This window comes from Streptomyces marokkonensis, from assembly GCF_008312835.1.
Lineage (GTDB): Bacteria > Actinomycetota > Actinomycetes > Streptomycetales > Streptomycetaceae > Streptomyces > Streptomyces marokkonensis_A.
Genome location: NZ_VSKS01000028.1, coordinates 71,972 through 93,667, shown reverse-complemented (window position 1 = coordinate 93,667; position 21,696 = coordinate 71,972). Strand labels below are relative to the sequence as shown.

Annotated in this window: 27 protein-coding genes; 20 read left to right on the top strand and 7 right to left on the bottom strand. The window is 73.2% G+C overall.

Features of this window, described 5'->3' with window-relative positions; genetic code table 11:
• Window positions 1-203: 203 nt before the first annotated feature.
• On the bottom strand, window positions 204-608 hold the full coding sequence (locus tag F1615_RS32800; protein ID WP_149552681.1) for a VOC family protein: 405 nt from the start codon (window positions 606-608) through the stop codon (window positions 204-206).
• 223 nt (window positions 609-831) lie between these two features.
• Between F1615_RS32800 and F1615_RS32795 the strand changes: the two genes are divergently transcribed.
• From F1615_RS32795 to F1615_RS32785, 3 genes are all read left to right on the top strand, one after another.
• Complete coding sequence (locus F1615_RS32795) at window positions 832-1,806, top strand: ABC transporter ATP-binding protein (RefSeq protein WP_149552680.1); 975 nt, start codon at window positions 832-834, stop codon at window positions 1,804-1,806.
• Between the two features lie 86 nt (window positions 1,807-1,892).
• Complete coding sequence (locus F1615_RS32790; RefSeq protein WP_149552679.1) at window positions 1,893-2,714, top strand: ABC transporter permease; 822 nt, start codon at window positions 1,893-1,895, stop codon at window positions 2,712-2,714.
• Between the two features lie 34 nt (window positions 2,715-2,748).
• Complete coding sequence (locus F1615_RS32785) at window positions 2,749-3,459, top strand: AAA family ATPase (RefSeq protein WP_149552678.1); 711 nt, start codon at window positions 2,749-2,751, stop codon at window positions 3,457-3,459.
• Between the two features lie 201 nt (window positions 3,460-3,660).
• Here the strand turns inward: F1615_RS32785 and ybaK are convergent, their stop codons facing one another.
• From ybaK to F1615_RS32765, 4 genes are all read right to left on the bottom strand, one after another.
• Window positions 3,661-4,164, bottom strand: a complete 504-nt coding sequence (gene ybaK / locus F1615_RS32780) for a Cys-tRNA(Pro) deacylase (RefSeq protein WP_149552677.1) — start codon at window positions 4,162-4,164, stop codon at window positions 3,661-3,663.
• A gap of 28 nt (window positions 4,165-4,192) precedes the next feature.
• Window positions 4,193-4,933, bottom strand: coding sequence for an LON peptidase substrate-binding domain-containing protein (locus tag F1615_RS32775; protein WP_149552676.1), 741 nt, complete (start codon window positions 4,931-4,933; stop codon window positions 4,193-4,195).
• Between the two features lie 11 nt (window positions 4,934-4,944).
• Window positions 4,945-6,021: a hypothetical protein gene (locus tag F1615_RS32770; protein ID WP_149552675.1), complete on the bottom strand. Its 1,077-nt coding sequence runs from the start codon at window positions 6,019-6,021 to the stop codon at window positions 4,945-4,947.
• Between the two features lie 164 nt (window positions 6,022-6,185).
• Window positions 6,186-7,763 (bottom strand): oxidoreductase, encoded by a 1,578-nt coding sequence (locus F1615_RS32765; RefSeq protein ID WP_149552674.1) that lies wholly within the window; start codon window positions 7,761-7,763, stop codon window positions 6,186-6,188.
• 193 nt (window positions 7,764-7,956) lie between these two features.
• Here F1615_RS32765 and hisD point away from each other — a divergent pair, with 193 nt between their 5' ends.
• Genes hisD through hisF form a run of 8 tightly spaced genes read left to right on the top strand, consistent with a single transcriptional unit; the run spans window position 7,957 to window position 13,685 of the window.
• Complete coding sequence (gene hisD / locus F1615_RS32760; RefSeq protein ID WP_149552673.1) at window positions 7,957-9,282, top strand: histidinol dehydrogenase; 1,326 nt, start codon at window positions 7,957-7,959, stop codon at window positions 9,280-9,282.
• The gene (locus F1615_RS32755; protein ID WP_149552672.1) at window positions 9,279-10,388 is read left to right on the top strand and encodes a histidinol-phosphate transaminase; all 1,110 of its coding nucleotides are present in this window, start codon (window positions 9,279-9,281) and stop codon (window positions 10,386-10,388) included. The genes hisD and F1615_RS32755 overlap by 4 nt, the downstream gene beginning before the upstream one ends.
• Window positions 10,385-10,978, top strand: a complete 594-nt coding sequence (gene hisB / locus F1615_RS32750; RefSeq protein WP_149552671.1) for an imidazoleglycerol-phosphate dehydratase HisB — start codon at window positions 10,385-10,387, stop codon at window positions 10,976-10,978. The genes F1615_RS32755 and hisB overlap by 4 nt, the downstream gene beginning before the upstream one ends.
• 2 nt (window positions 10,979-10,980) lie before the next feature.
• Entirely contained in the window at window positions 10,981-11,139 is a 159-nt protein-coding gene (locus F1615_RS35820; protein WP_167533924.1) for a hypothetical protein, read from the top strand.
• A 4-nt stretch (window positions 11,140-11,143) separates the two neighbouring features.
• Window positions 11,144-11,785 carry an imidazole glycerol phosphate synthase subunit HisH gene (hisH, locus tag F1615_RS32745; protein ID WP_149552670.1) on the top strand — a complete coding sequence of 214 codons (642 nt, stop codon included), beginning with the start codon at window positions 11,144-11,146 and terminating at the stop codon, window positions 11,783-11,785.
• Between the two features lie 4 nt (window positions 11,786-11,789).
• Entirely contained in the window at window positions 11,790-12,512 is a 723-nt protein-coding gene (priA, locus tag F1615_RS32740) for a bifunctional 1-(5-phosphoribosyl)-5-((5-phosphoribosylamino)methylideneamino)imidazole-4-carboxamide isomerase/phosphoribosylanthranilate isomerase PriA (RefSeq protein ID WP_149552669.1), read from the top strand.
• A gap of 16 nt (window positions 12,513-12,528) precedes the next feature.
• Window positions 12,529-12,933, top strand: coding sequence for a Rid family hydrolase (locus tag F1615_RS32735; protein WP_149552668.1), 405 nt, complete (start codon window positions 12,529-12,531; stop codon window positions 12,931-12,933).
• Window positions 12,930-13,685, top strand: coding sequence for an imidazole glycerol phosphate synthase subunit HisF (hisF, locus tag F1615_RS32730; protein ID WP_149552667.1), 756 nt, complete (start codon window positions 12,930-12,932; stop codon window positions 13,683-13,685). Before F1615_RS32735 ends, hisF begins: the two co-directional genes overlap by 4 nt.
• Window positions 13,686-13,688: 3 nt before the next feature.
• On the opposite strand, the gene F1615_RS32725 is transcribed toward hisF, so the two are convergent.
• Complete coding sequence (locus F1615_RS32725) at window positions 13,689-14,087, bottom strand: VOC family protein (protein WP_149552666.1); 399 nt, start codon at window positions 14,085-14,087, stop codon at window positions 13,689-13,691.
• Window positions 14,088-14,110: 23 nt separating this feature from the next.
• Window positions 14,111-14,746: a TIGR03085 family metal-binding protein gene (locus F1615_RS32720; protein ID WP_149552665.1), complete on the bottom strand. Its 636-nt coding sequence runs from the start codon at window positions 14,744-14,746 to the stop codon at window positions 14,111-14,113.
• 84 nt (window positions 14,747-14,830) lie between these two features.
• Here F1615_RS32720 and hisI point away from each other — a divergent pair, with 84 nt between their 5' ends.
• From hisI to trpA, 9 genes are all read left to right on the top strand, one after another.
• A complete protein-coding gene (gene hisI, locus F1615_RS32715; protein ID WP_149552664.1) occupies window positions 14,831-15,262 on the top strand; it encodes a phosphoribosyl-AMP cyclohydrolase in 432 nt (143 codons plus the stop codon).
• A gap of 11 nt (window positions 15,263-15,273) precedes the next feature.
• On the top strand, window positions 15,274-16,797 hold the full coding sequence (locus F1615_RS32710) for an anthranilate synthase component I (protein WP_149552663.1): 1,524 nt from the start codon (window positions 15,274-15,276) through the stop codon (window positions 16,795-16,797).
• Window positions 16,798-16,838: 41 nt separating this feature from the next.
• Window positions 16,839-17,483, top strand: coding sequence for a TIGR02234 family membrane protein (locus F1615_RS32705; protein WP_149552662.1), 645 nt, complete (start codon window positions 16,839-16,841; stop codon window positions 17,481-17,483).
• Window positions 17,484-17,599: 116 nt separating this feature from the next.
• Window positions 17,600-17,851, top strand: a complete 252-nt coding sequence (locus tag F1615_RS32700) for an HGxxPAAW family protein (protein ID WP_149552661.1) — start codon at window positions 17,600-17,602, stop codon at window positions 17,849-17,851.
• 80 nt (window positions 17,852-17,931) lie between these two features.
• Window positions 17,932-18,366 carry a DUF2752 domain-containing protein gene (locus F1615_RS32695; RefSeq protein ID WP_149552660.1) on the top strand — a complete coding sequence of 145 codons (435 nt, stop codon included), beginning with the start codon at window positions 17,932-17,934 and terminating at the stop codon, window positions 18,364-18,366.
• Between the two features lie 118 nt (window positions 18,367-18,484).
• The gene (trpC, locus tag F1615_RS32690; protein WP_149552659.1) at window positions 18,485-19,294 is read left to right on the top strand and encodes an indole-3-glycerol phosphate synthase TrpC; all 810 of its coding nucleotides are present in this window, start codon (window positions 18,485-18,487) and stop codon (window positions 19,292-19,294) included.
• A gap of 22 nt (window positions 19,295-19,316) precedes the next feature.
• Window positions 19,317-19,529: a tryptophan biosynthesis modulator TrpM gene (trpM, locus tag F1615_RS37240; RefSeq protein WP_149552658.1), complete on the top strand. Its 213-nt coding sequence runs from the start codon at window positions 19,317-19,319 to the stop codon at window positions 19,527-19,529.
• 69 nt (window positions 19,530-19,598) lie between these two features.
• On the top strand, window positions 19,599-20,882 hold the full coding sequence (gene trpB, locus F1615_RS32680) for a tryptophan synthase subunit beta (protein WP_149552657.1): 1,284 nt from the start codon (window positions 19,599-19,601) through the stop codon (window positions 20,880-20,882).
• Window positions 20,879-21,694, top strand: coding sequence for a tryptophan synthase subunit alpha (gene trpA / locus F1615_RS32675; protein WP_149552656.1), 816 nt, complete (start codon window positions 20,879-20,881; stop codon window positions 21,692-21,694). The genes trpB and trpA overlap by 4 nt, the downstream gene beginning before the upstream one ends.
• Window positions 21,695-21,696: the final 2 nt, after the last annotated feature.

Sequence of the window (21,696 nt, the reverse complement as noted above, 5' to 3'; positions counted from 1 at the left end):
GTGGGACACGAGGGCCTCCTGGCGGTCGGGCGTAGATGTCGCAATCCACACCGAACCCAGAAGGCCCTCACCCGTTCAAGCACCCAGCATGCGTGTCACCAACGTCCCGGAACAGCACATCTAGGGCCTGTCGCTCGGATCACGCCGCAGACGCGCTGACGAGGCGCCGTCTGTTTCCTGCGGCCTGATCCAAACGGCAGGCCCTAGTCGTCGAGTTCGGTGAAGAGGGTCAGCTGGAGCGCGCCCGGTGCCTCGAGCCGCGAGTTCAGCGAGTTCCAGGGGGTACGCGTCGGCTCGGCGATCACCTCGGCCCCGGCGGCGGCCAGCTTCGAGGTGGTGGCGACGGAGTCGTCGACCTGGAACGCGACCCGGACGTGACCAACCACACGTCGCCCGACCTCGACCTCGTCGATGAAGGCGGCGTGGTTCGGATCGGTCAGCTCCAGGGTGGCCCGCCCCGCGTCGAGGATGGTGACCCGGCCGTCGGGGGACGAGAACGCGGCACGCTCGGTCAGCCCCAGGACGTCGCGGTAGAAGTGCAGGGCCGCCTCGTAGTCGGCGGCCGTGACCACCAGGCGCAGTTCACGGACAGCGGGTTCGTCGGTCATGACGGCTCCTTGTCGATCGTTCGCGCGGACGACGGGTGAACACGGTGAGCGAGCGGGCGATTCCCCGGAGCTCCGGCAGGGGCGGGCCCGTCGGAGCCCGCCCCGGCGGCGCGGGACGCGCGGCGGGAGAGCGACCCGAGGAGCGGCCGGGGTTCCCGACCCCGTAGGCTCGTCCCTTGTGAATACGCGCGCGGCAGAGGCACCCCGGCACCGTGGTGGTGCCGTGTGTGCGGTGCGCGGGCTGACCAAGACCTATCCGGCGGTGCGCGGCCGGCGCGGGGTTCCCGCGACACCCGAGGTCCGGGCCACCGACGACGTGACGCTCGACATCCGGCGCGGTGAAATCTTCGGCCTGCTCGGGCCCAACGGCGCCGGAAAGTCCACCCTCGTACGCCAGCTGACCGGCCTGATGCGGCCCGACAGCGGAAGCGTGGAGATACTCGGCCACGACATCGTGCGCCACCCCGAGCGGGCCTCACGCATCCTCGCCTACCTCGGCCAGGAGTCCAGCGCCCTCGACGAGCTGACCGTGTCCCTCGCCGCCGAGACCACCGGCCGGCTGCGCGGGCTCGCCGTGCGCCGGGCACGGGCCGAGCGGGACGACGTCCTGGACGAACTGGGGCTCGCCCCGCTCGCCGGGCGCCCGCTGAAGAAGCTCTCCGGGGGCCAGCGCAGGCTCGCCTGCTTCGCCGCCGCGCTGGTGGGGGAGCGCCCCCTGCTCGTGCTCGACGAGCCCACCACCGGCATGGACCCGGTGGCCCGGCGCGCGGTGTGGTCCGCCGTCGACCGGCGCCGCGCCGAGCACGGTTCGACCGTCCTGCTGGTCACCCACAACGTCATCGAGGCCGAGACCGTCCTCGACCGGGTCGCGGTGCTCGACCGCGGCCGGGTCATCGCCTGTGACACCCCGGCCGGGCTCAAGGAACAGGTCGCCGGCGAGGTCCGGGTCGACCTGGTGTGGCGCGAGGCCGCACCCCTGCACGTGCCGGAGGTCGCCGCGCTGCACGACCGGGTCGTCGAGTCCGGCCGCCGCTGGACCCTGCGGCTGGCGCCCGAGGAGGCCCGTACGGTCGTCGCCACCGTCACCGGCGGCGCCGCCTTCGCCGCCCTGGACGACTTCACGCTGGCCACGCCCAGCCTGGAGGACGTCTACCTGGCGCTGGGCGGTGCCGTACGACAGGGACTGGTGAAGGCGTGAGCACACGGGCCGCGTCATCCGTACGCAACAGGGCGACCGCCGGAGCGGATCCGGGCGGACCTCCGAGCGAAGGAGAGCAGCACGACGTGAGTGTCGTACCCGCCGATGTCCTGCCGGGCGGCGCCCTGGCCGTGGAGGGGACCGCGCCGGAAGCGGCCGAGCTCGGCCCCCGGGCACGGATGTGGCCGTCGCTCGCGGCCGTGTACCGGGCGCAGCTGTCCCGGGCCCGGGTCGCGCGGATCCCGCTGCTGTTCGTGGCGACGTTCCAGTCGATCGGCATCATGATCCTGATGCGCGGGGTCGTGGACGGCGGCGGAGAGGCGCAGGCCGTGGTCGCCGGCTCGGCCGTGCTGGTCGTGGCGTTCGTCGCGCTGAACCTCCTCGCCCAGTACTTCGGCCAGCTGCGGGCCAGCGGCGGCCTCGACCACTACGCGACCCTGCCCGTGCCGCCGGCGGCCGTGGTGCTGGGCGCGGCGGGCGCGTACGCGTCGTTCACCGTGCCCGGAACGGTCGTGACCGCCGTCTTCGGCTGCGCGCTGTTCGGGCTGCCGCTGGCGAACCTGTGGATCCTGATCGCGGTGATCCCGCTCGCGGGCGCCGCGCTCGCCGGGCTCGGAGCGGCCCTCGGCCTGCTCGCTCCCCGGCCGGAACTGGCCACCCTGCTCGGCCAGCTCGGCATGTCCGCGGCACTGCTGCTGGGCGTACTGCCGCCGGAGCGGATGCCGGAGGCGGTGCGTCTCGCCCGGGACCTCCTGCCGTCGACGTACGGCGTCGAGGCCTTCGCGCGGACCTTCGGACCGCACCCCGACTGGGCCCGTGTGCTCGGTGACCTCGCCGTGTGCGGGGGCGTCGGCGTGCTGTCGCTGGCCGTGGCGACCTGGGCGTACCGCAGGGCAGCCGTCCGGTGACGCGCCGCACAGCCGGGCCTGGCACGATGGCAGGGTGAGCGCTCCTCTGACACCACCACCGCCCCCGCACGAGCATTCCGCGCAGGACGCGTGGCAGCCGCCGTCCGACGGGTCCGCGGCCGCCTCGGGCCGGCCCGCCGGGAAGTCCGGGCCCGCCGGGCGTCCCCGGCACGGCTGGTGGGACGAACAGGACGGCCCCGGGATGAAGAAGGAACTGCGGGAGGCCGCCGTGACCGCGGTGGCGGTGGCGCTCGGCGGGGTGCTGCTCGGGGTGCTGTGGTGGTGGCTGGCGCCGCGTGTGCCGCTGGTGGGTGACGTGGCCGGTGGCAACTGGGCCGTCTACCTCAAGGACTCCGAGGGCGAGCAGGGCATCGGGGTGGACGGCACGTTCACGCTCCTCGCTCTGGGGTTCGGCGCCGTGAGCGCGCTGGTCGTGTTCCTGGTCCGCCGGCGCGGCGGTGTGCCGCTGGTGGTGGCGCTGGCGGCGGGAGGGCTGCTGGGGTCGGTGCTGGCGTGGCGGCTGGGGGTGTGGCTCGGGCCGGCGCAGGACGTGATCGCTCAGGCCCGGAGCGTGGGCGAGGGCGTGACCTTCGACGCGCCGCTGAGGCTGAGTGCCAAGGGGGCGCTGCTGGCGTGGCCGTTCGCGGCGCTGATGCTGCATCTGGGGCTGACGGCGATGTTCGGGCCGCGGGACCCCGAGCCGTTTCCCCCGGCGGAGCCGTACGTGCCACGAGGGGCGGCGTAGGTCTCCCGGGGCCCGGGGTTGTCGCTGGGTTCGGGTCTCCGCGCAGCCCGGCGCGTGCCGCCCCGGCTCCGGGGTCCTCGAGGCACTGGGGAGGCACGACCGCCCGCGGAAGCGGCAGGGGGGCGGTGCCGCCGTCCCGCCGGGGAGGTCGTGCCGTCGGGCCGGGTGGCGGTCGTGGTGGGCCCGGTGCCGCCCGATGCGCTAGACGCGGCCGATCGGGGCCGACGTCGCCGACGTCAGCTTCGTCAGGTCGTCCGGGGAGAGCTCGACCTCCAGGCCGCGGCGGCCGGCGGAGACACAGATCGTCTCGTGCCGGGCGGCCGACGCGTCCAGGACCGTGGGGAGCCTCTTGCGCTGGCCCAGTGGCGAGATCCCGCCGCGCACGTACCCGGTCGTGCGTTCCGCCAGCGCCGGGTCGGCCATCGCCGCCCGCTTGCCGCCGACCGCCGACGCGAGGGCCTTCAGGTCCAGTTGGCCCGCCACCGGGACCACCGCCACCGTCAGCGCCCCGTCGACGTCCGCCACCAGCGTCTTGAACACCCGGTCCGGTGAGACCCCCATCGCCTCGGCCGCCTCCTCGCCGTACGACGGGTGGGAGGGGTCGTGGTCGTAGGCGTGCACCGTGAACGGCACTCCGGCCGCGGTGAGCGCCACCGTCGCGGGAGTTCCTCCCGGCTGCTGCTGCTTCTTGGACTTCTTCGCCATTCCGGCCGGCACCCCAGACAGTCGTACGTCAGTTGAGACTCGTCGGGCCGCGCGTCAGTTCCGACGCCGGCAACGACGGCAGATTACGGATGATGGCCGTCTCCGTGCGAAGGAGTTTCAGCTCGTCCCGGAGCCGGGAGGCGGTGTCCGGCGCCTGGAGCAGACGCTGCCGCGTCGGCGTGTCCAGCATCATCGCGGCGGCGACCAGGTAGGAGACCACTCCCGGCTCGTCCGGCAGCTCCGCACCGGTCGCCAGCGACCGCTCCCGCGCCCCCGCCAGCCGCTTCTGGTACTGCCGGAACGCCCGCAGCACGCCCTCCGCCAGCGGCCCCGACTCCTCGCCGGGATCCTCCTCCACCGGCTCCAGCTCGGCCGTCAGGAACGGCCCCGAGGCGTCGACCGACAGCAGCCGCACCCGGGTCGTACCGGTCGCCAGCACCTCGAAGGTGCCGTCGGCCCGCTCCCTGACCGTCGCGGCGTCGGCCACACAGCCCACCTTGTGGAAGGCCCGGAGCGGGTCGGGGCCGAAGCCGGCCGTCGGCCCCCTGTCGGGCTCGGCGGTCGGATCGGGCAGGCCGGGGGCGCTCGGCGCGACCTCGTGGCCGTCGCGGATCGCCACGACGGCGAACCGGCGCGGCTCGTCCTCCGGGGTCTTCAGCAGCTCGCGCATCATGGCGCGATAGCGCTCCTCGAAGACGTTGAGCGGAAGGACGAGCCCCGGGAACAGCACCGTGTTCAGGGGGAAGAGCGGGAGCCGGACGGTGGTCACGACGCAAAAGCCTAATGGTCGCCGGGACGGAGTCGTCCGCCCCGCCCACTCCCCGGACGGTCGCGGGCCGGTACGGAGCCGCCGGATCCGGCCGCGGGGGAGCCGGAGGCGACCGCGGCGCGCACGCTCCGGCGCACCTCCAGGAACCGCCCGAGCGGGTCCTCCGCACCCCGGTCCCAGGGGAAGGACGTGGCGTACGGGCCGGTCAGACGCAGCTGCTCGAGGGCGTCCTGCCGGCGCTCCAGGCGCACCAGGACGTAGGTCAGCAGGTTGCGCAGCTCGGCCGGCCAGGGCCGGCCCGCCGGCAGCCGGGCGGACAGGGCGGCGGCTCGGTCGGCCGCGGCGTCGAGCCGTTCCCGGGGCACCTCGGGTCCGCAGCCGTCGGTCAGATAGCCGTACGCCGCCCGCAGGGGCAGCGCCTGCGTGAACGAGCCCTCCGGCGCGTCCTGCGCGGCACGGTCCGCGAAGTCGAGACACTCCCGGTGCGAACCGTGCCAGGAGGACGCCAGGTAGCGCAGCGCCGCCACGTGACAGCCGTGGTGGTGCGGGGCGCGCCGGACCGCCGCCTCCCACAGCTCCTCGAAGTAGGTGTGGCCGGCGCGCGCGCCGCGGGCGTGGTCCAGGGCCAGCCGCCACGGCACCGGGTCCCGGTTGTCCGCCCGGGCGGCTGCCGTGATCAGCGGGCTCACCTCGCGCAGCAGCTCGGCCCGCGCCGGTGAGTCCCAGGCGCGGTCCACCGCCCGCTGGGCGTCCACCAGCAGCCCGTCGGGGTCGCGCGGGTCCAGGGCGCGCCAGGTGTCCAGCCACTCCGGGCGCGAGCGCGCGAAGGCCGCCAGCCCCCGGACGTACCGGTCGCGGTGCTCCCAGGCGCCCGTGCGCCGGGTGGCGGCGAGCAGGTCCACGGCGGGCGTGTGATCACCGCCGGCGGCCCCGACCAGCGCCGGGCCGAGTGCGTCGTCGGGTGCGTCGAGGAGCACCTCGTCGTCGCCGGGCAGCACGACGGGGACGGGGGACACGACGCCCGTCGTCTTTCCTCGCACCCGGGACGAGCGGGTGAACGCGTGCAGCGGAGCCATGGTGCCGACCATTGAAAGTCCGCAGGTCACAGCGGCGCCAGAGGCCACGAGGAAGTCGCGGAAGGTTGTACGGGGTTCGGTCAAGACCCGGCAAAAAGCAGACGGTCCCTCATGGTGCGCGGACCCCTCCAGGCCCACCGGCCCCACCTGCCCCACCGGTCACACGCGCCGACGGATCACGTGCGCCGCAGCGTCCGGGTCGCCCCCGCCGCCACCGTCGTCGCCAGGATCCACCCCAGCAGGATGAACGCGGCCGACAGCCACTGCCAGCCACCGCGCAGCTGCCAGAAGCCCACCTGGCCCAGGTCGATCACCGGCAGCAGCAGGTCCAGCGCGAACAGCGCCGGGTTCCAGGCCGGGTGCTCGCCGCTCTTCAGGGGCGGGTGGTCGGAACGCGCGAAGGCCAGCGAACCGGCCGCCCACAGCACCGCCATCCACACCGCGGCCCGGCCCGGCCGGTACCCGTAGGCGACCGTCCAGTCCTGTGCGTAGCCCCACAGCTTGGCCGCGAACGGCAGGCTCTCGCGTCGCCGGCGCTGCTTGGCGAGCAGCACCTCCCGGGCGTCCTCGTCCTCCCCGCCCTCCCTCAGCACGGCGGCCAGCCGCTCGTACGGCTCCGGGTTGTACTCGGCGCTCGCCGCGTCCACCCAGCGCAGCCGCAGCTCCAGCGGGAAGGGACCGCGGGGGACCAGGTTCTCGTAGGCGAAGCCGCCCATGTGCAGCCGGCCGGGGCCCGGCCAGCTGTCCGCCCGGTCCATCAGGTTGACCACCCGCGCCCCCGACAGCACCACCCGGCCGCGTGCGGGCCGCTCCCCGAGGAAGCGCAGCTCCGGCGTCTGCACCCGGCGCAGCGACAGCTCCTGCTCGTCGGTGAAGGTGAACCGCGCTCCCTCGAAGTCGACCGCGTCCCCGAACCGCCCGTCGTCCAGCCGCACCCCGCCCACGCACTCGAACCGCTGGATCCGCGTCCCGCGCGCCGGTGTCATCCCGCTCCGCGCCTGGGCGCCCACCCCCGCCGGCGTCAGATACAGCGAGCGCTCCACGGTCAGCTGCGGCGCGTTGAGCGCGAGCCGGGTGTGCGGGTCGCCCAGGCGTGCGCCGCGCAGGCTCAGCGACACGCCGATCGTCGCGCTGCGCAGGCTGAGTTCGCCGTGCGACTCCAGCATCTCCGCCTGCAGGTCCTGGCCGACGTTCATGCCGTCGGCGGCTATCGAGCGGCCGCTGCGGTCCCGGTGCACGATCGCCTGGTTGAGCAGCAGGTCCGTGCCGATCCGGGCGTCGGTGAGCCGTATGCCGCCCATGAACCGGCAGCGCGGCAGGTGCAGATCGCCCTCGGTGCTCAGCCGGGCCGCCTCCAGGCGCGGTACCGAGCAGTCCACCATCCGCACGGTCGTGAAGCGGGCCTCCGGCAGCAGTACGTCCCGCTCGAAGCGGCAGCCGCGCATCTCCATGTAGGGCGTCACCGTGCCCCCGGCCAGGTCCAGCACGCCGCTGATCCGCACCCCGACCAGCTTGAGCGAGGAGACCCGGCCGGCCAGCGCGGGCGGGCCGTCCAGCAGCAACCAGCACACCACGCGCGCCCGGACCGTCCGCTCCGGTCCCCACGGATGTCCCCCGTGCGGATCGTCGACGACCGTGTCGCCGCTGCTCAGGTCGTACACACTGCCGTTGCGGAAGGCCTGCCACATCCCGGCCTCCGTGGCGGTCAGGTCCTCCGGCGGTTCTCCGCCACCCGGTCCCACCCCCTCGGTCACGGAACTCCCCTCCTCCCCCTCTACTCGCCGGTTCATCTCTTCGTACAGCCGTTCATGCCCGGTGCGGTGACGTGTTGAACACGGAAAGTGAAGAGGATCTCGGGAATGTGCGCGCACCGTCACCGAGGGGGTGACGTATCAGCCACTGGAACGGGCGGACGGCCCACGCTGCGGGTCTGAGAGAATTGAGCACGTGATCTCACGAATCGATCTGCGCGGTGACGCCCTCCCCGAGGGTGCCGCCCTGCGCGACCTGCTGCCCCGAGCCGACTTCGACGTCGCGGCCGCCCTGGAGAAGGTGCGGCCCATCTGCGAGGACGTGCATCATCGGGGCGACGCGGCGCTGATCGACTTCGCCGAGCGGTTCGACGGCGTCAGGCTCGACCAGGTACGGGTCCCGGCAGCCGCCCTCACGCGCGCGCTGGAGGAACTCGACCCGGCCGTGCGCGCCGCCCTCGAGGAGTCCATCCGCCGCGCCCGGCTCGTCCACCGAGAGCAGCGCCGCGGCACCCGCACCACCCAGGTCGTGCCCGGCGGCACGGTCACCGAGAAGTGGGTCCCGGTCGACCGCGTGGGGCTGTACGCGCCCGGCGGCCGGTCCGTCTACCCGTCCTCCGTGATCATGAACGCGGTGCCCGCCCAGGAGGCCGGTGTCCCGTCGGTCGCGCTCGCCTCCCCGGCCCAGGCCGACTTCGGCGGGCTGCCGCACCCGACGATCCTCGCCGCGTGCGCGCTGCTCGGCGTCGACGAGGTCTACGCCGCCGGTGGCGCCACCGCCGTCGCGATGTTCGCCCACGGCACCGAGTCCTGCCCGCCCGCGAACATGGTCACCGGCCCCGGCAACATCTGGGTCGCCGCCGCCAAGCGCTACTTCACCGGCCGTATCGGCATCGACGCCGAGGCCGGCCCGACCGAGATCGCGATCCTCGCGGACTCCACCGCCGACCCGGTGCACGTGGCCTCCGACCTGATCAGCCAGGCCGAGCACGACCCGCTGGCCGCCGCCGTCCTGGTCACCGACTCCGCCGAGCTCGCGGACGCGGTGGCGAAGGAACTGCAGCCGCAGGTCGAGGCGACCAAGCACGTCGACGACCGGATCGTCCCGGCCCTCACGGGCCGCCAGTCCGCCATCGTCCTGGTCGACGGCCTCGACGAGGGCCTGCGCGTCGTCGACGCCTACGGCGCCGAGCACCTGGAGATCCACACCGCCGACGCCGCCGCGGTCGCCGACCGGGTGCGCAACGCGGGCGCGATCTTCGTCGGCCCCTGGTCCCCGGTCTCCCTCGGTGACTACGCGGCCGGTTCCAACCACGTCCTGCCCACCGGCGGCTGCGCCTGCCACTCCTCGGGCCTGTCCGTCCAGTCCTTCCTGCGCGGCATCCACATCGTCGACTACACGCGGGACGCGCTGGCCGAGGTCGCGCACCACGTGGTCACGCTGGCGGAGGCGGAGGACCTGCCCGCGCACGGCGCGGCGATCAAGGCAAGGTTCGGCTGGAAGGTGCCCGAGAACAAGTGAGCTTCGGAATCGACGACCTCCCCGTACGGGACGAGCTGCGCGGCAAGTCCCCCTACGGCGCGCCCCAACTGGACGTCCCCGTCCGGCTGAACACCAACGAGAACCCCTACCCGCTGCCCGATGCGCTGGTCGAGCGGATCACCGAGCGGGTCCGGGAGGCCGCCCGGCACCTCAACCGCTACCCCGACCGGGACGCGGTCGAACTGCGCACCAGGCTGGCCGAATACCTGACGAGGACGGCCGGGCACCCGGTCTCCGTCGAGAACGTCTGGGCGGCCAACGGCTCCAACGAGGTCATCCAGCAACTGCTGCAGACCTTCGGCGGACCGGGCCGCACCGCCATCGGCTTCGAGCCCTCGTACTCGATGCACGGCCTCATCGCGCGCGGCACCGGCACCGGCTGGATCTCCGGGCCGCGGGACGAGGACTTCGGCATCGACCTGCCCGCCGCCCGGAAGGCGATCGCCGAGCACCGCCCCGACGTCGTCTTCGTCACCACCCCCAACAACCCCACCGGCAACGCCGTCCCGGCTCGGACGGTCCTCGCCCTGTACGAGGCCGCCCAGGCCGCCAAGCCGTCGATGGTGGTCGTCGACGAGGCGTACGTCGAGTTCAGCCACGGCGACTCGCTGCTCCCGCTGCTCGACGGACGGCCGAACCTCGTCGTCTCCCGCACCATGTCGAAGGCGTTCGGCGCGGCGGGCCTGCGCCTCGGCTACCTCGCCGCCCACCCGGCGGTCGTCGACGCCGTCCAGCTGGTCCGGCTGCCGTACCACCTGTCGGCCGTCACCCAGGCGACCGCGCTGGCCGCGCTGGAGCACACCGACACGCTGCTCGGCTACGTCGAGCAGCTCAAGGCCGAGCGCGACCGGCTGGTCGCCGAACTGCGCGCCCTCGGCTACGAGGTGACCGAGTCCGACGCGAACTTCGTGCAGTTCGGACGGTTCGAGGACTCCCACGCCATCTGGCGGAAGATCCTCGACCGGGGCGTCCTGGTCCGGGACAACGGCGTACCGGGATGGCTGCGCGTCACCGCGGGCACCCCGGCCGAGAACGACGCGTTCCTCGACGCGGTACGTGAGATCAAGAAGGAGCAGAGCGCATGACCCGCGTAGGACGCGTGGAACGCACCACCAAGGAAACGTCCGTCCTGGTCGAGATCGACCTCGACGGGACCGGAAAGACCGAGATCTCCACCGGGGTCGGCTTCTACGACCACATGCTCGACCAGCTCGGCCGCCACGGTCTGTTCGACCTGACCGTGAAGACCGAGGGCGACCTGCACATCGACTCCCACCACACCATCGAGGACACCGCCCTCGCGCTCGGCGCCGCGTTCAGGCAGGCGCTCGGCGACAAGGTGGGCATCTACCGCTTCGGCAACTGCACGGTCCCGCTGGACGAGTCCCTCGCCCAGGTCACCGTCGACCTGTCCGGACGCCCCTACCTCGTGCACACCGAGCCCGAGAACATGGCGCCGATGATCGGCGAGTACGACGTGACGATGACCCGGCACATCCTGGAGTCCTTCGTCGCCCAGGCCCAGATCGCGCTGCACGTGCACGTGCCCTACGGGCGCAACGCGCACCACATCGTGGAGTGCCAGTTCAAGGCCCTCGCCCGCGCCCTGCGCTACGCCTCCGAGCGGGACCCCCGCGCGGTCGGCATCCTGCCCTCCACGAAGGGCGCGCTGTAGGCATGAACGGTCTGTCCACCGTCCTGATCGTCGTCGGCCTGTTCTTCGTCGGCGGGATCATCTCCTTCGTCAAGCAGAAGATGCCCACGAGCCTCGTCGTGCTGCTCGCCGTCGGGGCCGCGCTGTGCATCGGCACGGGCCTTCTGTACCTGGAGGTGTGAGGCCTTGAGCACCACCAAGAAGGTCGTGGTCTTCGACTACGGCTTCGGCAACGTCCGCTCGGCCGAGCGCGCCCTCGCCCGCGCCGGAGCCGACGTCGAGATCACCCGCGACTTCGACCAAGCCATGAACGCCGACGGGCTGCTGGTGCCCGGCGTCGGTGCCTTCGCCGCCTGCATGAAGGGCCTGAAGGAGGCCCGCGGCGACTGGATCGTCGACCGCCGGCTGTCCGGCGGCCGCCCGGTCATGGGCATCTGCGTCGGCATGCAGATCCTCTTCGCGCGCGGCATCGAGCACGGCGTGGAGAGCGAGGGCCTCGACGAGTGGCCCGGATCGGTCGAACCGCTCCAGGCGGAGATCGTGCCCCACATGGGCTGGAACACCGTGGACGCCCCGGCCGGCTCCGAGCTGTTCGCCGGCCTCGACGCGGACGCCCGCTTCTACTTCGTGCACTCCTACGCCGTCCACGACTGGAGCCTTCAGACCGCGAACCCGGCGATGCGCGCCCCGCTGGTCACCTGGTCCACCCACGGCAAGCCCTTCGTGGCGGCCGTGGAGAACGGCGCCCTGTGGGCGACCCAGTTCCACCCCGAGAAGTCCGGCGACGCCGGTGCCCAGCTCCTCACCAACTGGATCGGAACCCTGTAGAGACATGGCCAAGCTCGAACTCCTCCCCGCCGTCGACGTCCGCGACGGCCAGGCCGTCCGCCTCGTGCACGGCGAGTCCGGGACGGAAACCTCGTACGGCTCGCCGCTCGAGGCCGCCCTCGCCTGGCAGCGCTCCGGCGCCGAGTGGCTGCACCTGGTCGATCTGGACGCCGCGTTCGGCACCGGCGACAACCGCGCGCTGATCGCCGAGGTCACCGGGGCGATGGACATCAAGGTGGAGCTGTCCGGCGGTATCCGCGACGACGACACCCTCGCCGCCGCCCTCGCCACCGGCTGCACCCGCGTCAACCTCGGCACCGCCGCCCTGGAGACCCCCGAGTGGGTCGCCCGGGTCATCGCCGAGCACGGCGACAGGATCGCCGTCGGTCTCGACGTCCGCGGCACCACCCTGCGCGGCCGGGGCTGGACCCGTGACGGCGGCGACCTCTACGAGACGCTGGAGCGCCTCAACACCGAGGGCTGCGCCCGCTACGTCGTCACCGACATCGCCAAGGACGGCACCCTCCAGGGCCCCAACCTGGAGCTGCTGAAGAACGTCTGCGCCGCCACCGACCGCCCGGTGGTCGCCTCCGGCGGCGTCTCCTCCCTCGACGACCTGCGTGCCATCGCCGGGCTCGTCCCGCTCGGCGTCGAGGGCGCCATCGTCGGGAAGGCCCTGTACGCCAAGGCGTTCACCCTGGAAGAGGCCCTGGAGGCCACCTCTTGAAGAAGGACACAGCCCGATGACATCGGATGCCGTACGGCGCGTGCAGAGCGGGAACCCCTGGGAGGAGACCATCGGCTTCGCACGTGCCGTGGCGGCGGGTGACCGCGTCCTGGTGGCGGGCACGACCGCGTTCCGGGGCGAGGTGCTGCACGGCGAGGGCGACCCGTACGAGCAGGCCAAGGCGGCCTTCGCCAACGCCCTGGAGGCGATCGGCGAGTTCGGGCTCGGCATCGAGTCCGTGATCCGCACGCGCCTGCATCTCGCCCACGCGCGGGACGTCGACGCGGCCGGCCGCGCGCACAAGGAGCTGTTCGACTCGGTGCGCCCGGTCACCACCGTCCTGGTGGTCGAGGGCTTCGTCGACTCGCGCGTACTGGTCTCAGTGGAACTCGAAGCATTCAGAGGAGCCGTGGATTCATGACCCTGGCGGTCCGAGTCATCCCCTGCCTGGACGTGGACAACGGCCGGGTCGTCAAGGGCGTCAACTTCCAGAACCTGCGCGACGCGGGCGACCCCGTCGAGATGGCCAAGGTGTACGACGCCGAGGGCGCCGACGAGCTGACGTTCCTGGACATCACCGCCTCGTCGGGCAACCGCGAGACGACCTACGACGTGGTGCGCCGCACCGCCGAGCAGGTGTTCATCCCGCTCACGGTGGGCGGCGGCGTCCGCACCGCCGAGGACGTGGACAGGCTGCTGCGCGCGGGCGCCGACAAGGTCGGTGTGAACACCGCCGCCATCGCCCGCCCCGAGCTCATCCGCGAGATCGCCGAGCGCTTCGGCCGGCAGGTCCTCGTCCTCTCGGTCGACGCCCGCCGCACCGCATCCGGCTCCTTCGAGGTGACCACGCACGGCGGCCGCCGCGGCACCGGCATCGACGCCGTGGAGTGGGCGCACCGCGCCGCCGAACTGGGCGCGGGCGAGATCCTGCTCAACTCCATGGACGCCGACGGCACCAAGGACGGCTACGACCTGGAGATGATCGCCGCCGTCCGGAAGCACGTCACCGTGCCGGTGATCGCCTCCGGCGGCGCCGGAAAGCTCGCCGACTTCCCGCCCGCCGTCGCGGCCGGCGCGGACGCGGTGCTGGCCGCGTCCGTCTTCCACTTCGGCGACCTGCGGATCGGCCAGGTCAAGGACACGCTGCGGGAAGCCGGTCACCCGGTGCGGTGAGGCTCAGCCCACGGGCTGAGCCAGCTGGATGAGATTGCCCACCGTGTCGTCCAGGACCGCGGCGATCACCGGACCCTGCTCCCGCGGGTCCTGGACGAAGTGGACGCCCTCGCCGCGCAGCCGCTCGTACTCCGCGCGCAGGTCGTCCACGGAGAACACGATCGCGGGCAGCCCCGCCTCGCGGACCGCGCGGCGATACGGCTCGGCGATGGGACCCTGCCCCGGTTCCAGCAGGAGCTCCAGATCCCGCTGGGCGCCTTCGCGCGCGCCGACGGTGACGAACAGCGTCCCGCCGCCCAGATCCATGTGGGTCCGCGTCTCGAAGCCGAGGACATCGGTGTAGAAGGCGTGCGCCTTCGCCACGTCGTCGACGTACACGCTGGTCATGGCCACTTTGATCACGAACTGTGCCTCTCGGGTACGGATCAGATGCCGAGCTGCTTGGTCTCCCGCAGCTTCGCGATCGCGTTCTCGTCGCCGTCCAGCTCGACCTTGGCCGCGCTCTGCCGCCCGTAGGCGAACAGCACCAGCTCGGACGGCTCCCCGGTCACCGTGACCACCGGGGTGCCGCGCTGGGCCACCGCCGTCTGGCCGTCCGGACGGCGCAGCACCAGACCCGTGGGAACCCCGCGGCCCATCAGGCGCGCGGAGCGCTCCAGGCGCGACCACAGGGCGTCCTGGAACACCGGGTCCAGCTCGCGCGGCGTCCACTCGGGCCGGGCCCGGCGGACGTCCTCGGTGTGGACGTAGAACTCGACGATGTTCGACAGTTCGTCGATCTGCTTGAGCGAGAAGGGCGAGAAGCGCGGGGGACCGGTCCGGATCAGCTGGATCAGTTCCTCGTACGGCTTGGCGGCGAACTCCGCCATCACCCGCTCCAGGCGCGGCGCGAGCTGTTTGACGAGCATCCCGCCGGCCGCGTCGGGGCGGCGCTCGCGCACCACCACGTGGGCGGCGAGGTCCCGGGTGGTCCAGCCCTCGCACAGGGTGGGGGCCTCAGGGCCCGTGGTCTCCAGCAGATCGGCCAGGAGAAGTCGTTCACGCTTGGCATGGGTCGACATGGGAGCCAGCCTACGGCCGGGCGCCGGGTCCGCCCAGTGGACGGGGTCCGGTCCGGGCGGCCGGGACGCGGCACAATGGTCCGCATGACCAGCACGCCCGCCCGTCGCCCGGCCACCGCCCCGCACGGAGGCGCTTCGCGCCACAGCGCTCCGTCCGGCCGCCTCGACCCGGAGATCGCCGCGCGGCTCAAGCGCAGCCCCGAGGGTCTCCTGCCCGCCATCGCCCAGCAGTACGACACCGGCGAGGTGCTGATGCTGGGCTGGATGGACGACGAGGCGCTGCACCGCACGCTGACCACCGGCCGCTGCACCTACTGGTCGCGCAGCCGCCAGGAGTACTGGGTCAAGGGGGACACCTCCGGCCACTTCCAGTGGGTCAAGTCGGTCGCCCTGGACTGCGACGCCGACACCGTGCTGGTCAAGGTCGACCAGGTGGGCGCCGCCTGCCACACCGGCGCCCGTACCTGCTTCGACGCCGACGTCCTGCCGGCGGACGCTCCCGCCTCGGATCAGTAGGGTCTGGCGCCATGGACCTCGAGACGTTCCGCAAGCTCGCCACCGACCGCCGGGTCGTGCCGGTCACCCGCAAGCTCCTCGCCGACGGCGACACCCCGGTCGCCCTCTACCGCAAGCTCGCCGGCGAGCGGCCGGGCACCTTTCTGCTCGAGTCCGCCGATGGGGACACCTCCCAGGCGTTCAGCACCGGGGGAGGCAGGTCCTGGTCCCGTTACTCCTTCGTCGGCGTCCGCAGCGCCGCCACCCTCACCGAACGCGACGGCCGGGCGCACTGGGAGGGCACCCCGCCCGTCGGCGTCCCCGTCGACGGCGACCCGCTCGCCGCGCTGCGCACCACCCTGCAGGCCCTGCACACCCCGCGCGACCTCGCCCACGACCTGGGCCTGCCGCCCTTCACCGGCGGCATGGTCGGCTACCTCGGCTACGACATCGTGCGCCGCCTGGAGAGGATCGGCCCCGGCGAGCGGGACGACCTGAGGCTGCCCGAGCTGACCATGCTGCTCACCAGCGACCTCGCCGTCATGGACCACTGGGAGGGCTCCGTCTGGCTGATCGCCAACGCGATCAACCACAACGACCTGGAGACCGGCGTCGACGAGGCGTACGCCGACGCCGTGGCCCGCCTGGACGCCATGGAGGCCGACCTCGCCCGCCCGGTGGCCCAGCCGCCGGCCGTGCTGCCGCCCTCCGAGCTGCCCGAGTACACCGCGTTGTGGGGCGGCCCCGACTTCCGGCGGGCCGTGGAGGACGTCAAGGAACGCATCCGCGCGGGCGAGGCCTTCCAGGTCGTGCCCTCGCAGCGGTTCGAGACCCCGTGCACGGCGAGCGCCCTGGACGTCTACCGGGTCCTGCGGGCCACCAACCCGTCGCCGTACATGTACCTGTTCCGCTTCGACGGCTTCGACGTGGCCGGCTCGTCCCCCGAGGCCCTGGTGAAGGTCGAGGACGGGCGGGCCATGGTCCACCCCATCGCCGGGACCCGGCACCGCGGCGCCACCCCGCTGGAGGACCAGGCCCTCGCCGACGAACTGCTCGCCGACCCCAAGGAGCGCGCCGAGCATCTCATGCTCGTCGACCTGGGCCGCAACGACCTCGGACGGGTCTGCGAACCCGGTTCCGTCGAGGTCGTCGACTTCATGTCCATCGAGCGGTACTCGCACGTCATGCACATCGTCTCGACGGTCACCGGCCGCGTCACGGACGACCGCACCGCCTTCGACGTGCTCACCGCCTGCTTCCCGGCCGGCACGCTCTCCGGCGCGCCCAAGCCCCGCGCGATGCAGATCATCGACGAACTCGAACCGTCCCGGCGCGGGCTGTACGGCGGCTGCGTCGGCTACCTCGACTTCGCGGGCGACTCCGACACGGCCATCGCCATCCGCACCGCCCTGCTGCGCGACGGCACCGCGTACGTGCAGGCGGGAGCGGGAATCGTCGCCGACTCCGACCCGGTCGCCGAGGACACCGAGTGCCGCAACAAGGCGGCGGCCGTCCTGCGCGCCGTGCACACGGCGAACCGGCTGCGAAAGGCGTGAGACGAACCCCGGGTGACGGTTCGCCCGGGGTTCAGGCGATAGTGGATGTCGTGACTGCTGTACCTACCCCCCGTTCCGAGGCCGCCGGCTCCGCCCGGACCGGCCGCCTCAGCCTCGCCGCCGCCCTGCTCTGCGGCGCCCTCGGCGCGGCCGTGGTCCTGCTCGCCACGCGGCAGCAGTGGTCGGAGGGCACCACGACGGTGGCCGGCGGCGCGTTCCCCCTGACCGCCAGGGGCAGTGACGTCACCGGCGTCCCCGCCGCCCTGGCCGTCGTGGGGCTGGCCGCGCTCGTCGCCGTCTTCGCCGTCCGCCGGGCCGGCCGCTTCGCCGTCGCCGCGCTGCTCGCCCTCTCCGGCGCGGGCATCGTCACGGCGGCGCTGCTCGGGGCGTCCGACAGCGCGGCGCTCGACGAACAGGCGGCGGAGGCGTCCGGGGACACGTCGGCGACGGTGGAGGCCCTCAGCCACACGGCGTGGCCGTACGTCGCCGCCGTGGGCGGTGCGCTGCTGCTGGTGGCGGGACTGCTGGCGCTGCGGTACGGGCGGCTGTGGCCGGCCATGTCCGGCCGCTACGAGCGGGGCGGTACGGCGCCACGGCCGCGCCGCAGGCCCGCGCCGGCCGGCCCGGACCGTCCGGAGGACCTCTGGAAGGCGCTCGACCGGGGCGAGGACCCGACCGGGGCTTAGGGGCGTCACCGGGCGGCGCACCCGTCCGGCACCCCCGGTCACCCGGCCCGGGCGCGTGCGGGACAATGAGGGGGAGCGCCCTGCTCAGACACGTACTCAGCAACGAGGAGCAAGCAATGGCGGGCAGCAACCACGGTCACACCCCGGCCGCCTGGACCGGTGTCATCATCGCCTTCATCGGTTTCTGCGCCGGTGGCGCGTTCATGGTGATGGACCAGCCGGTGGGCTTCTGGGCGAGCATGGGCGTCGTTCTTCTCGGCGGTGTCGTCGGCGCCATCATGCGCTCGATGGGCATGGGCCAGCCGAAGGACGCCCACCCGGTGCACCAGCTCACCGGCGAGCGCGCGCCGGCCCACGCCGAGGGCTGAGCGAGCACGGAGCAGTCCGGACAGGGGCGGCGGCCCGCACGGCGCGGCCGGCACCGCCCCTGACCCGTGTCCGGGGCACAATGCGGAGCGTGAACGCCCCCAGTCCCAGCGTGCCCCGCGGCAGGGCGGCCCGGCTGGCCGTCCCCGCCGCCACCCTCGCGGCCGTCGCCGGAGCCTTCGCCTACGTCGGGGCCGTGGACCCCAACGAACCGGGCCACTACCCCGCCTGCCCGCTGCTGCGCCTCACCGGCCTGTACTGCCCCGGCTGCGGCGGGCTGCGCAGCGCGCACGCCGTCGTGCACGGCGACCTCCTGGCGGCGCTCCAGGCCAACGCGCCCGCCGTCCTCGGCTATGCGGGCCTGGCCGTGCTGTGGACCGTCTGGGTGGTCCGCACGGTGCGCGGCAGGCCGCTGCGGATCGACCCGCCCCCGGTGCTCCTGTGGTCGCTGGGAGCGTTGCTGCTGGTCTTCACGGTTGTCCGGAACCTGCCGTTCGGCGGCTGGTTGCATCCTTGATCAACAGAGAAGGTCCAGGTAGTGGGATCGGCGTCGGCCGGATGCGGGGCATTCGCCCCGCTGCGGATACCATCGCAGTGACCATCGAAGACCGACCGTCAGGAAGGGGGCCGCTCGCGTGAGTGTGCTCGACGAGATCATCGACGGAGTCCGTGCCGACCTCGCGGAGCGGCAGGCGCGCGTCAGCCTCGACGAGCTCAAGGAGCGCGCGGCGAAGGCCCCCGCGGCCAAGGACGGCGTGGCCGCCCTGCGCGGTGACGGCGTCAAGGTGATCTGCGAGGTCAAGCGCTCCAGCCCCTCCAAGGGCGCGCTGGCCGCGATCGCCGATCCGGCGGGACTCGCCGCCGACTACGAGGCGGGCGGCGCCGCCGTCATCTCCGTCCTCACGGAACAGCGCCGCTTCGGCGGCTCGCTGGCCGACCTGGAGGCCGTCCGCGCGCGCGTGGACATCCCCGTGCTGCGCAAGGACTTCATCGTCACCTCGTACCAGCTCTGGGAGGCCCGCGCGTACGGCGCCGACCTCGCGCTGCTGATCGTGGCCGCCCTCGACCAGTCGGCCCTGGAATCGCTGATCGAGCGCGCCGAGTCCATCGGGCTCACCCCGCTCGTCGAGGTCCACGACGAGGACGAGGTCGAGCGCGCGGTCGACGCGGGCGCCAAGGTCATCGGCGTCAACGCGCGCAACCTCAAGACCCTGGAGGTCGACCGGGGCACCTTCGAGCGGGTGGCCCCGGAGATCCCCGCCCACCTGGTCAAGGTCGCCGAGTCCGGCGTCCGCGGTCCGCACGACCTCATCGCCTACGCCAACGCCGGCGCCGACGCGGTCCTGGTCGGCGAGTCCCTGGTCACCGGCAAGGACCCGAAGACGGCCGTCTCCGACCTGGTGGCGGCGGGCGAACACCCGGCACTGCGGCACGGCCGCGGCTGATCCACCGGTAGGCTTGGCCGCGATGACTCTCCCGCTGACCCTGACGGCCAGGGACCCGTATGCGCGCCTCGCGCGCGGCTGCCGCCCCCGCGGCTGCCGTGCTCCCGCGCGCCGCGTCCACGGCCGCAGGGTCCGCTACGTCATCGGCGACGAACCGGGGCAGGTGAACGGGCGGCGATGGCGACGCGCCCCACAGGGGCGCGGGGACCTGCGCGTCCAGCCACGTACGGCCTGAAGCGGGCCGGCGACCCCCCCCGCCCCACGGCGATCAGTGCCCAACACACGCTCACCGTGAGGTTCACGCATGCCCAGCAACTTCTTCATCCCCGACCCGGAGGGTCGGACCCCCAACCGCGAAGGCTACTTCGGCGCCTTCGGCGGCAAGTTCATCCCCGAGGCCCTCGTCGCGGCGGTCGACGAGGTCGCCGTCGAGTACGACAAGGCCAAGTCCGACCCCGAGTTCGCCAGGGAGCTCGACGACCTCCTGGTCAACTACACCGGCCGCCCCTCGGCGCTCACCGAGGTCCCCCGCTTCGCCGGGCACGCCGGCGGCGCCCGTGTCTTCCTCAAGCGCGAGGACCTGAACCACACCGGCTCGCACAAGATCAACAACGTGCTCGGCCAGGCCCTGCTGACCAAGCGCATGGGCAAGACCCGCGTGATCGCCGAGACCGGCGCCGGCCAGCACGGGGTGGCCACCGCCACCGCCTGCGCCCTCTTCGGCCTCGACTGCACGATCTACATGGGCGAGATCGACACCCGGCGCCAGGCTCTCAACGTGGCCCGGATGCGCATGCTCGGCGCCGAGGTCATCGCCGTGAAGTCCGGCAGCCGCACGCTGAAGGACGCCATCAACGAGGCGTTCCGCGACTGGGTCGCCAACGTAGACCGCACCCACTACCTGTTCGGCACGGTCGCCGGACCGCACCCCTTCCCGGCGATGGTCCGCGACTTCCACCGCGTCATCGGCGTCGAGGCCCGCCGCCAGATCCTGGAGCGCGCCGGACGCCTGCCCGACGCCGCCATCGCCTGTGTCGGCGGCGGCTCCAACGCCATCGGCCTGTTCCACGCCTTCATCCCGGACCCGGACGTGCGCCTGATCGGCTGTGAGCCGGCCGGTCACGGCATCGGGACCGGCGAGCACGCGGCCACCCTGACCGCGGGCGAGCCCGGCATCCTGCACGGCTCCCGGTCCTACGTCCTCCAGGACGACGAGGGCCAGATCACCGAGCCGTACTCCATCTCGGCCGGCCTGGACTACCCGGGCATCGGACCCGAGCACGCCTATCTCAAGGACAGCGGCCGCGGCGAGTACCGCGCGGTGACCGACGAGGCCGCCATGCAGGCCCTGCGCCTGCTGTCGCGCACCGAGGGCATCATCCCGGCCATCGAGAGCGCCCACGCGCTGGCCGGCGCCCTGGAGGTCGGCAGGGAGCTGGGCGGGGACGGACTGATCGTGGTCAACCTGTCCGGGCGCGGCGACAAGGACATGGACACCGCCGCGCGCTGGTTCGGTCTGTACGACACCGACGCCGAGGTCGCCGCCGACGAGGCCGGCACCGCCGAGATCGAGGGGGACGCCAAGTGAGCGGGAACGTGCGGCTGCTGAACGACACCCTCGCCGCGGCGAAGTCCGAGGGCCGCTCCGCCCTCATCGCCTACCTCCCGGCCGGGTTCCCGACCGTGGACGGGGGCATCGAGGCGGTCAAGGCCGCCCTGGAGGGCGGCGCCGACGTCGTCGAGGTGGGCCTGCCGCACAGCGACCCCGTCCTGGACGGCCCGGTCATCCAGACCGCCGACGACATCGCCCTGCGCGGCGGCGTCAGGATCGCGGACGTCATGCGCACGGTGCGCGAGGCCCACGCGGCCACGGGCAAGCCGATCCTCGTCATGACGTACTGGAACCCCATCGACCGCTACGGCGTCGAGCGCTTCACCGCCGAGCTCGCCGAGGCGGGCGGCGCCGGGTGCATCCTGCCCGACCTGCCCGTCCAGGAGTCCGCGCTGTGGCGGGAGCACGCGGAGAAGCACGGCCTCGCCACGGTCTTCGTGGTGGCGCCCAGCAGCAAGGACGAGCGGCTCGCCGAGATCACCGCGGTGGGCAGCGGCTTCGTCTACGCCGCCTCCCTGATGGGCGTCACCGGCACCCGGGAGTCGGTCAGCTCGCAGGCCGAGGACCTGGTGCGGCGCACCCGCGCCACCACCGGCATTCCGGTCTGCGTGGGTCTCGGTGTCTCCAGCCCCGCCCAGGCCGCCCAGGTCGCCCGCTTCGCCGACGGGGTGATCGTCGGCTCCGCCTTCGTCAAGCGCATGCTGGACGCCCCCGACGACGCGGCCGGCATCGAGGCCGTCCGTGAGCTCGCCGGCGACCTGGCCAAGGGCGTGCGCGGGCAGGCGTAGCC

Excerpts from the sequence above, each read along its gene's own strand:
- F1615_RS32720 (WP_149552665.1), bottom strand. The coding sequence starts at position 14,746 with ATGTCGACCCATGCCAAGCGTGAACGACTTCTCCTGGCCGATCTGCTG.
- hisI (WP_149552664.1), top strand. The coding sequence starts at position 14,831 with ATGACCAGCACGCCCGCCCGTCGCCCGGCCACCGCCCCGCACGGAGGC.
- F1615_RS32710 (WP_149552663.1), top strand. The coding sequence starts at position 15,274 with ATGGACCTCGAGACGTTCCGCAAGCTCGCCACCGACCGCCGGGTCGTG.
- trpB (WP_149552657.1), top strand. The coding sequence starts at position 19,599 with ATGCCCAGCAACTTCTTCATCCCCGACCCGGAGGGTCGGACCCCCAAC.
- priA (WP_149552669.1), top strand. The coding sequence starts at position 11,790 with ATGGCCAAGCTCGAACTCCTCCCCGCCGTCGACGTCCGCGACGGCCAG.
- F1615_RS32800 (WP_149552681.1), bottom strand. The coding sequence starts at position 608 with ATGACCGACGAACCCGCTGTCCGTGAACTGCGCCTGGTGGTCACGGCC.
- F1615_RS32770 (WP_149552675.1), bottom strand. The coding sequence starts at position 6,021 with ATGGTCGGCACCATGGCTCCGCTGCACGCGTTCACCCGCTCGTCCCGG.
- F1615_RS35820 (WP_167533924.1), top strand. The coding sequence starts at position 10,981 with ATGAACGGTCTGTCCACCGTCCTGATCGTCGTCGGCCTGTTCTTCGTC.
- F1615_RS32700 (WP_149552661.1), top strand. The coding sequence starts at position 17,600 with ATGGCGGGCAGCAACCACGGTCACACCCCGGCCGCCTGGACCGGTGTC.
- hisF (WP_149552667.1), top strand. The coding sequence starts at position 12,930 with ATGACCCTGGCGGTCCGAGTCATCCCCTGCCTGGACGTGGACAACGGC.
- F1615_RS32695 (WP_149552660.1), top strand. The coding sequence starts at position 17,932 with ATGCGGAGCGTGAACGCCCCCAGTCCCAGCGTGCCCCGCGGCAGGGCG.
- F1615_RS32735 (WP_149552668.1), top strand. The coding sequence starts at position 12,529 with ATGACATCGGATGCCGTACGGCGCGTGCAGAGCGGGAACCCCTGGGAG.
- hisB (WP_149552671.1), top strand. The coding sequence starts at position 10,385 with ATGACCCGCGTAGGACGCGTGGAACGCACCACCAAGGAAACGTCCGTC.
- ybaK (WP_149552677.1), bottom strand. The coding sequence starts at position 4,164 with ATGGCGAAGAAGTCCAAGAAGCAGCAGCAGCCGGGAGGAACTCCCGCG.
- trpM (WP_149552658.1), top strand. The coding sequence starts at position 19,317 with ATGACTCTCCCGCTGACCCTGACGGCCAGGGACCCGTATGCGCGCCTC.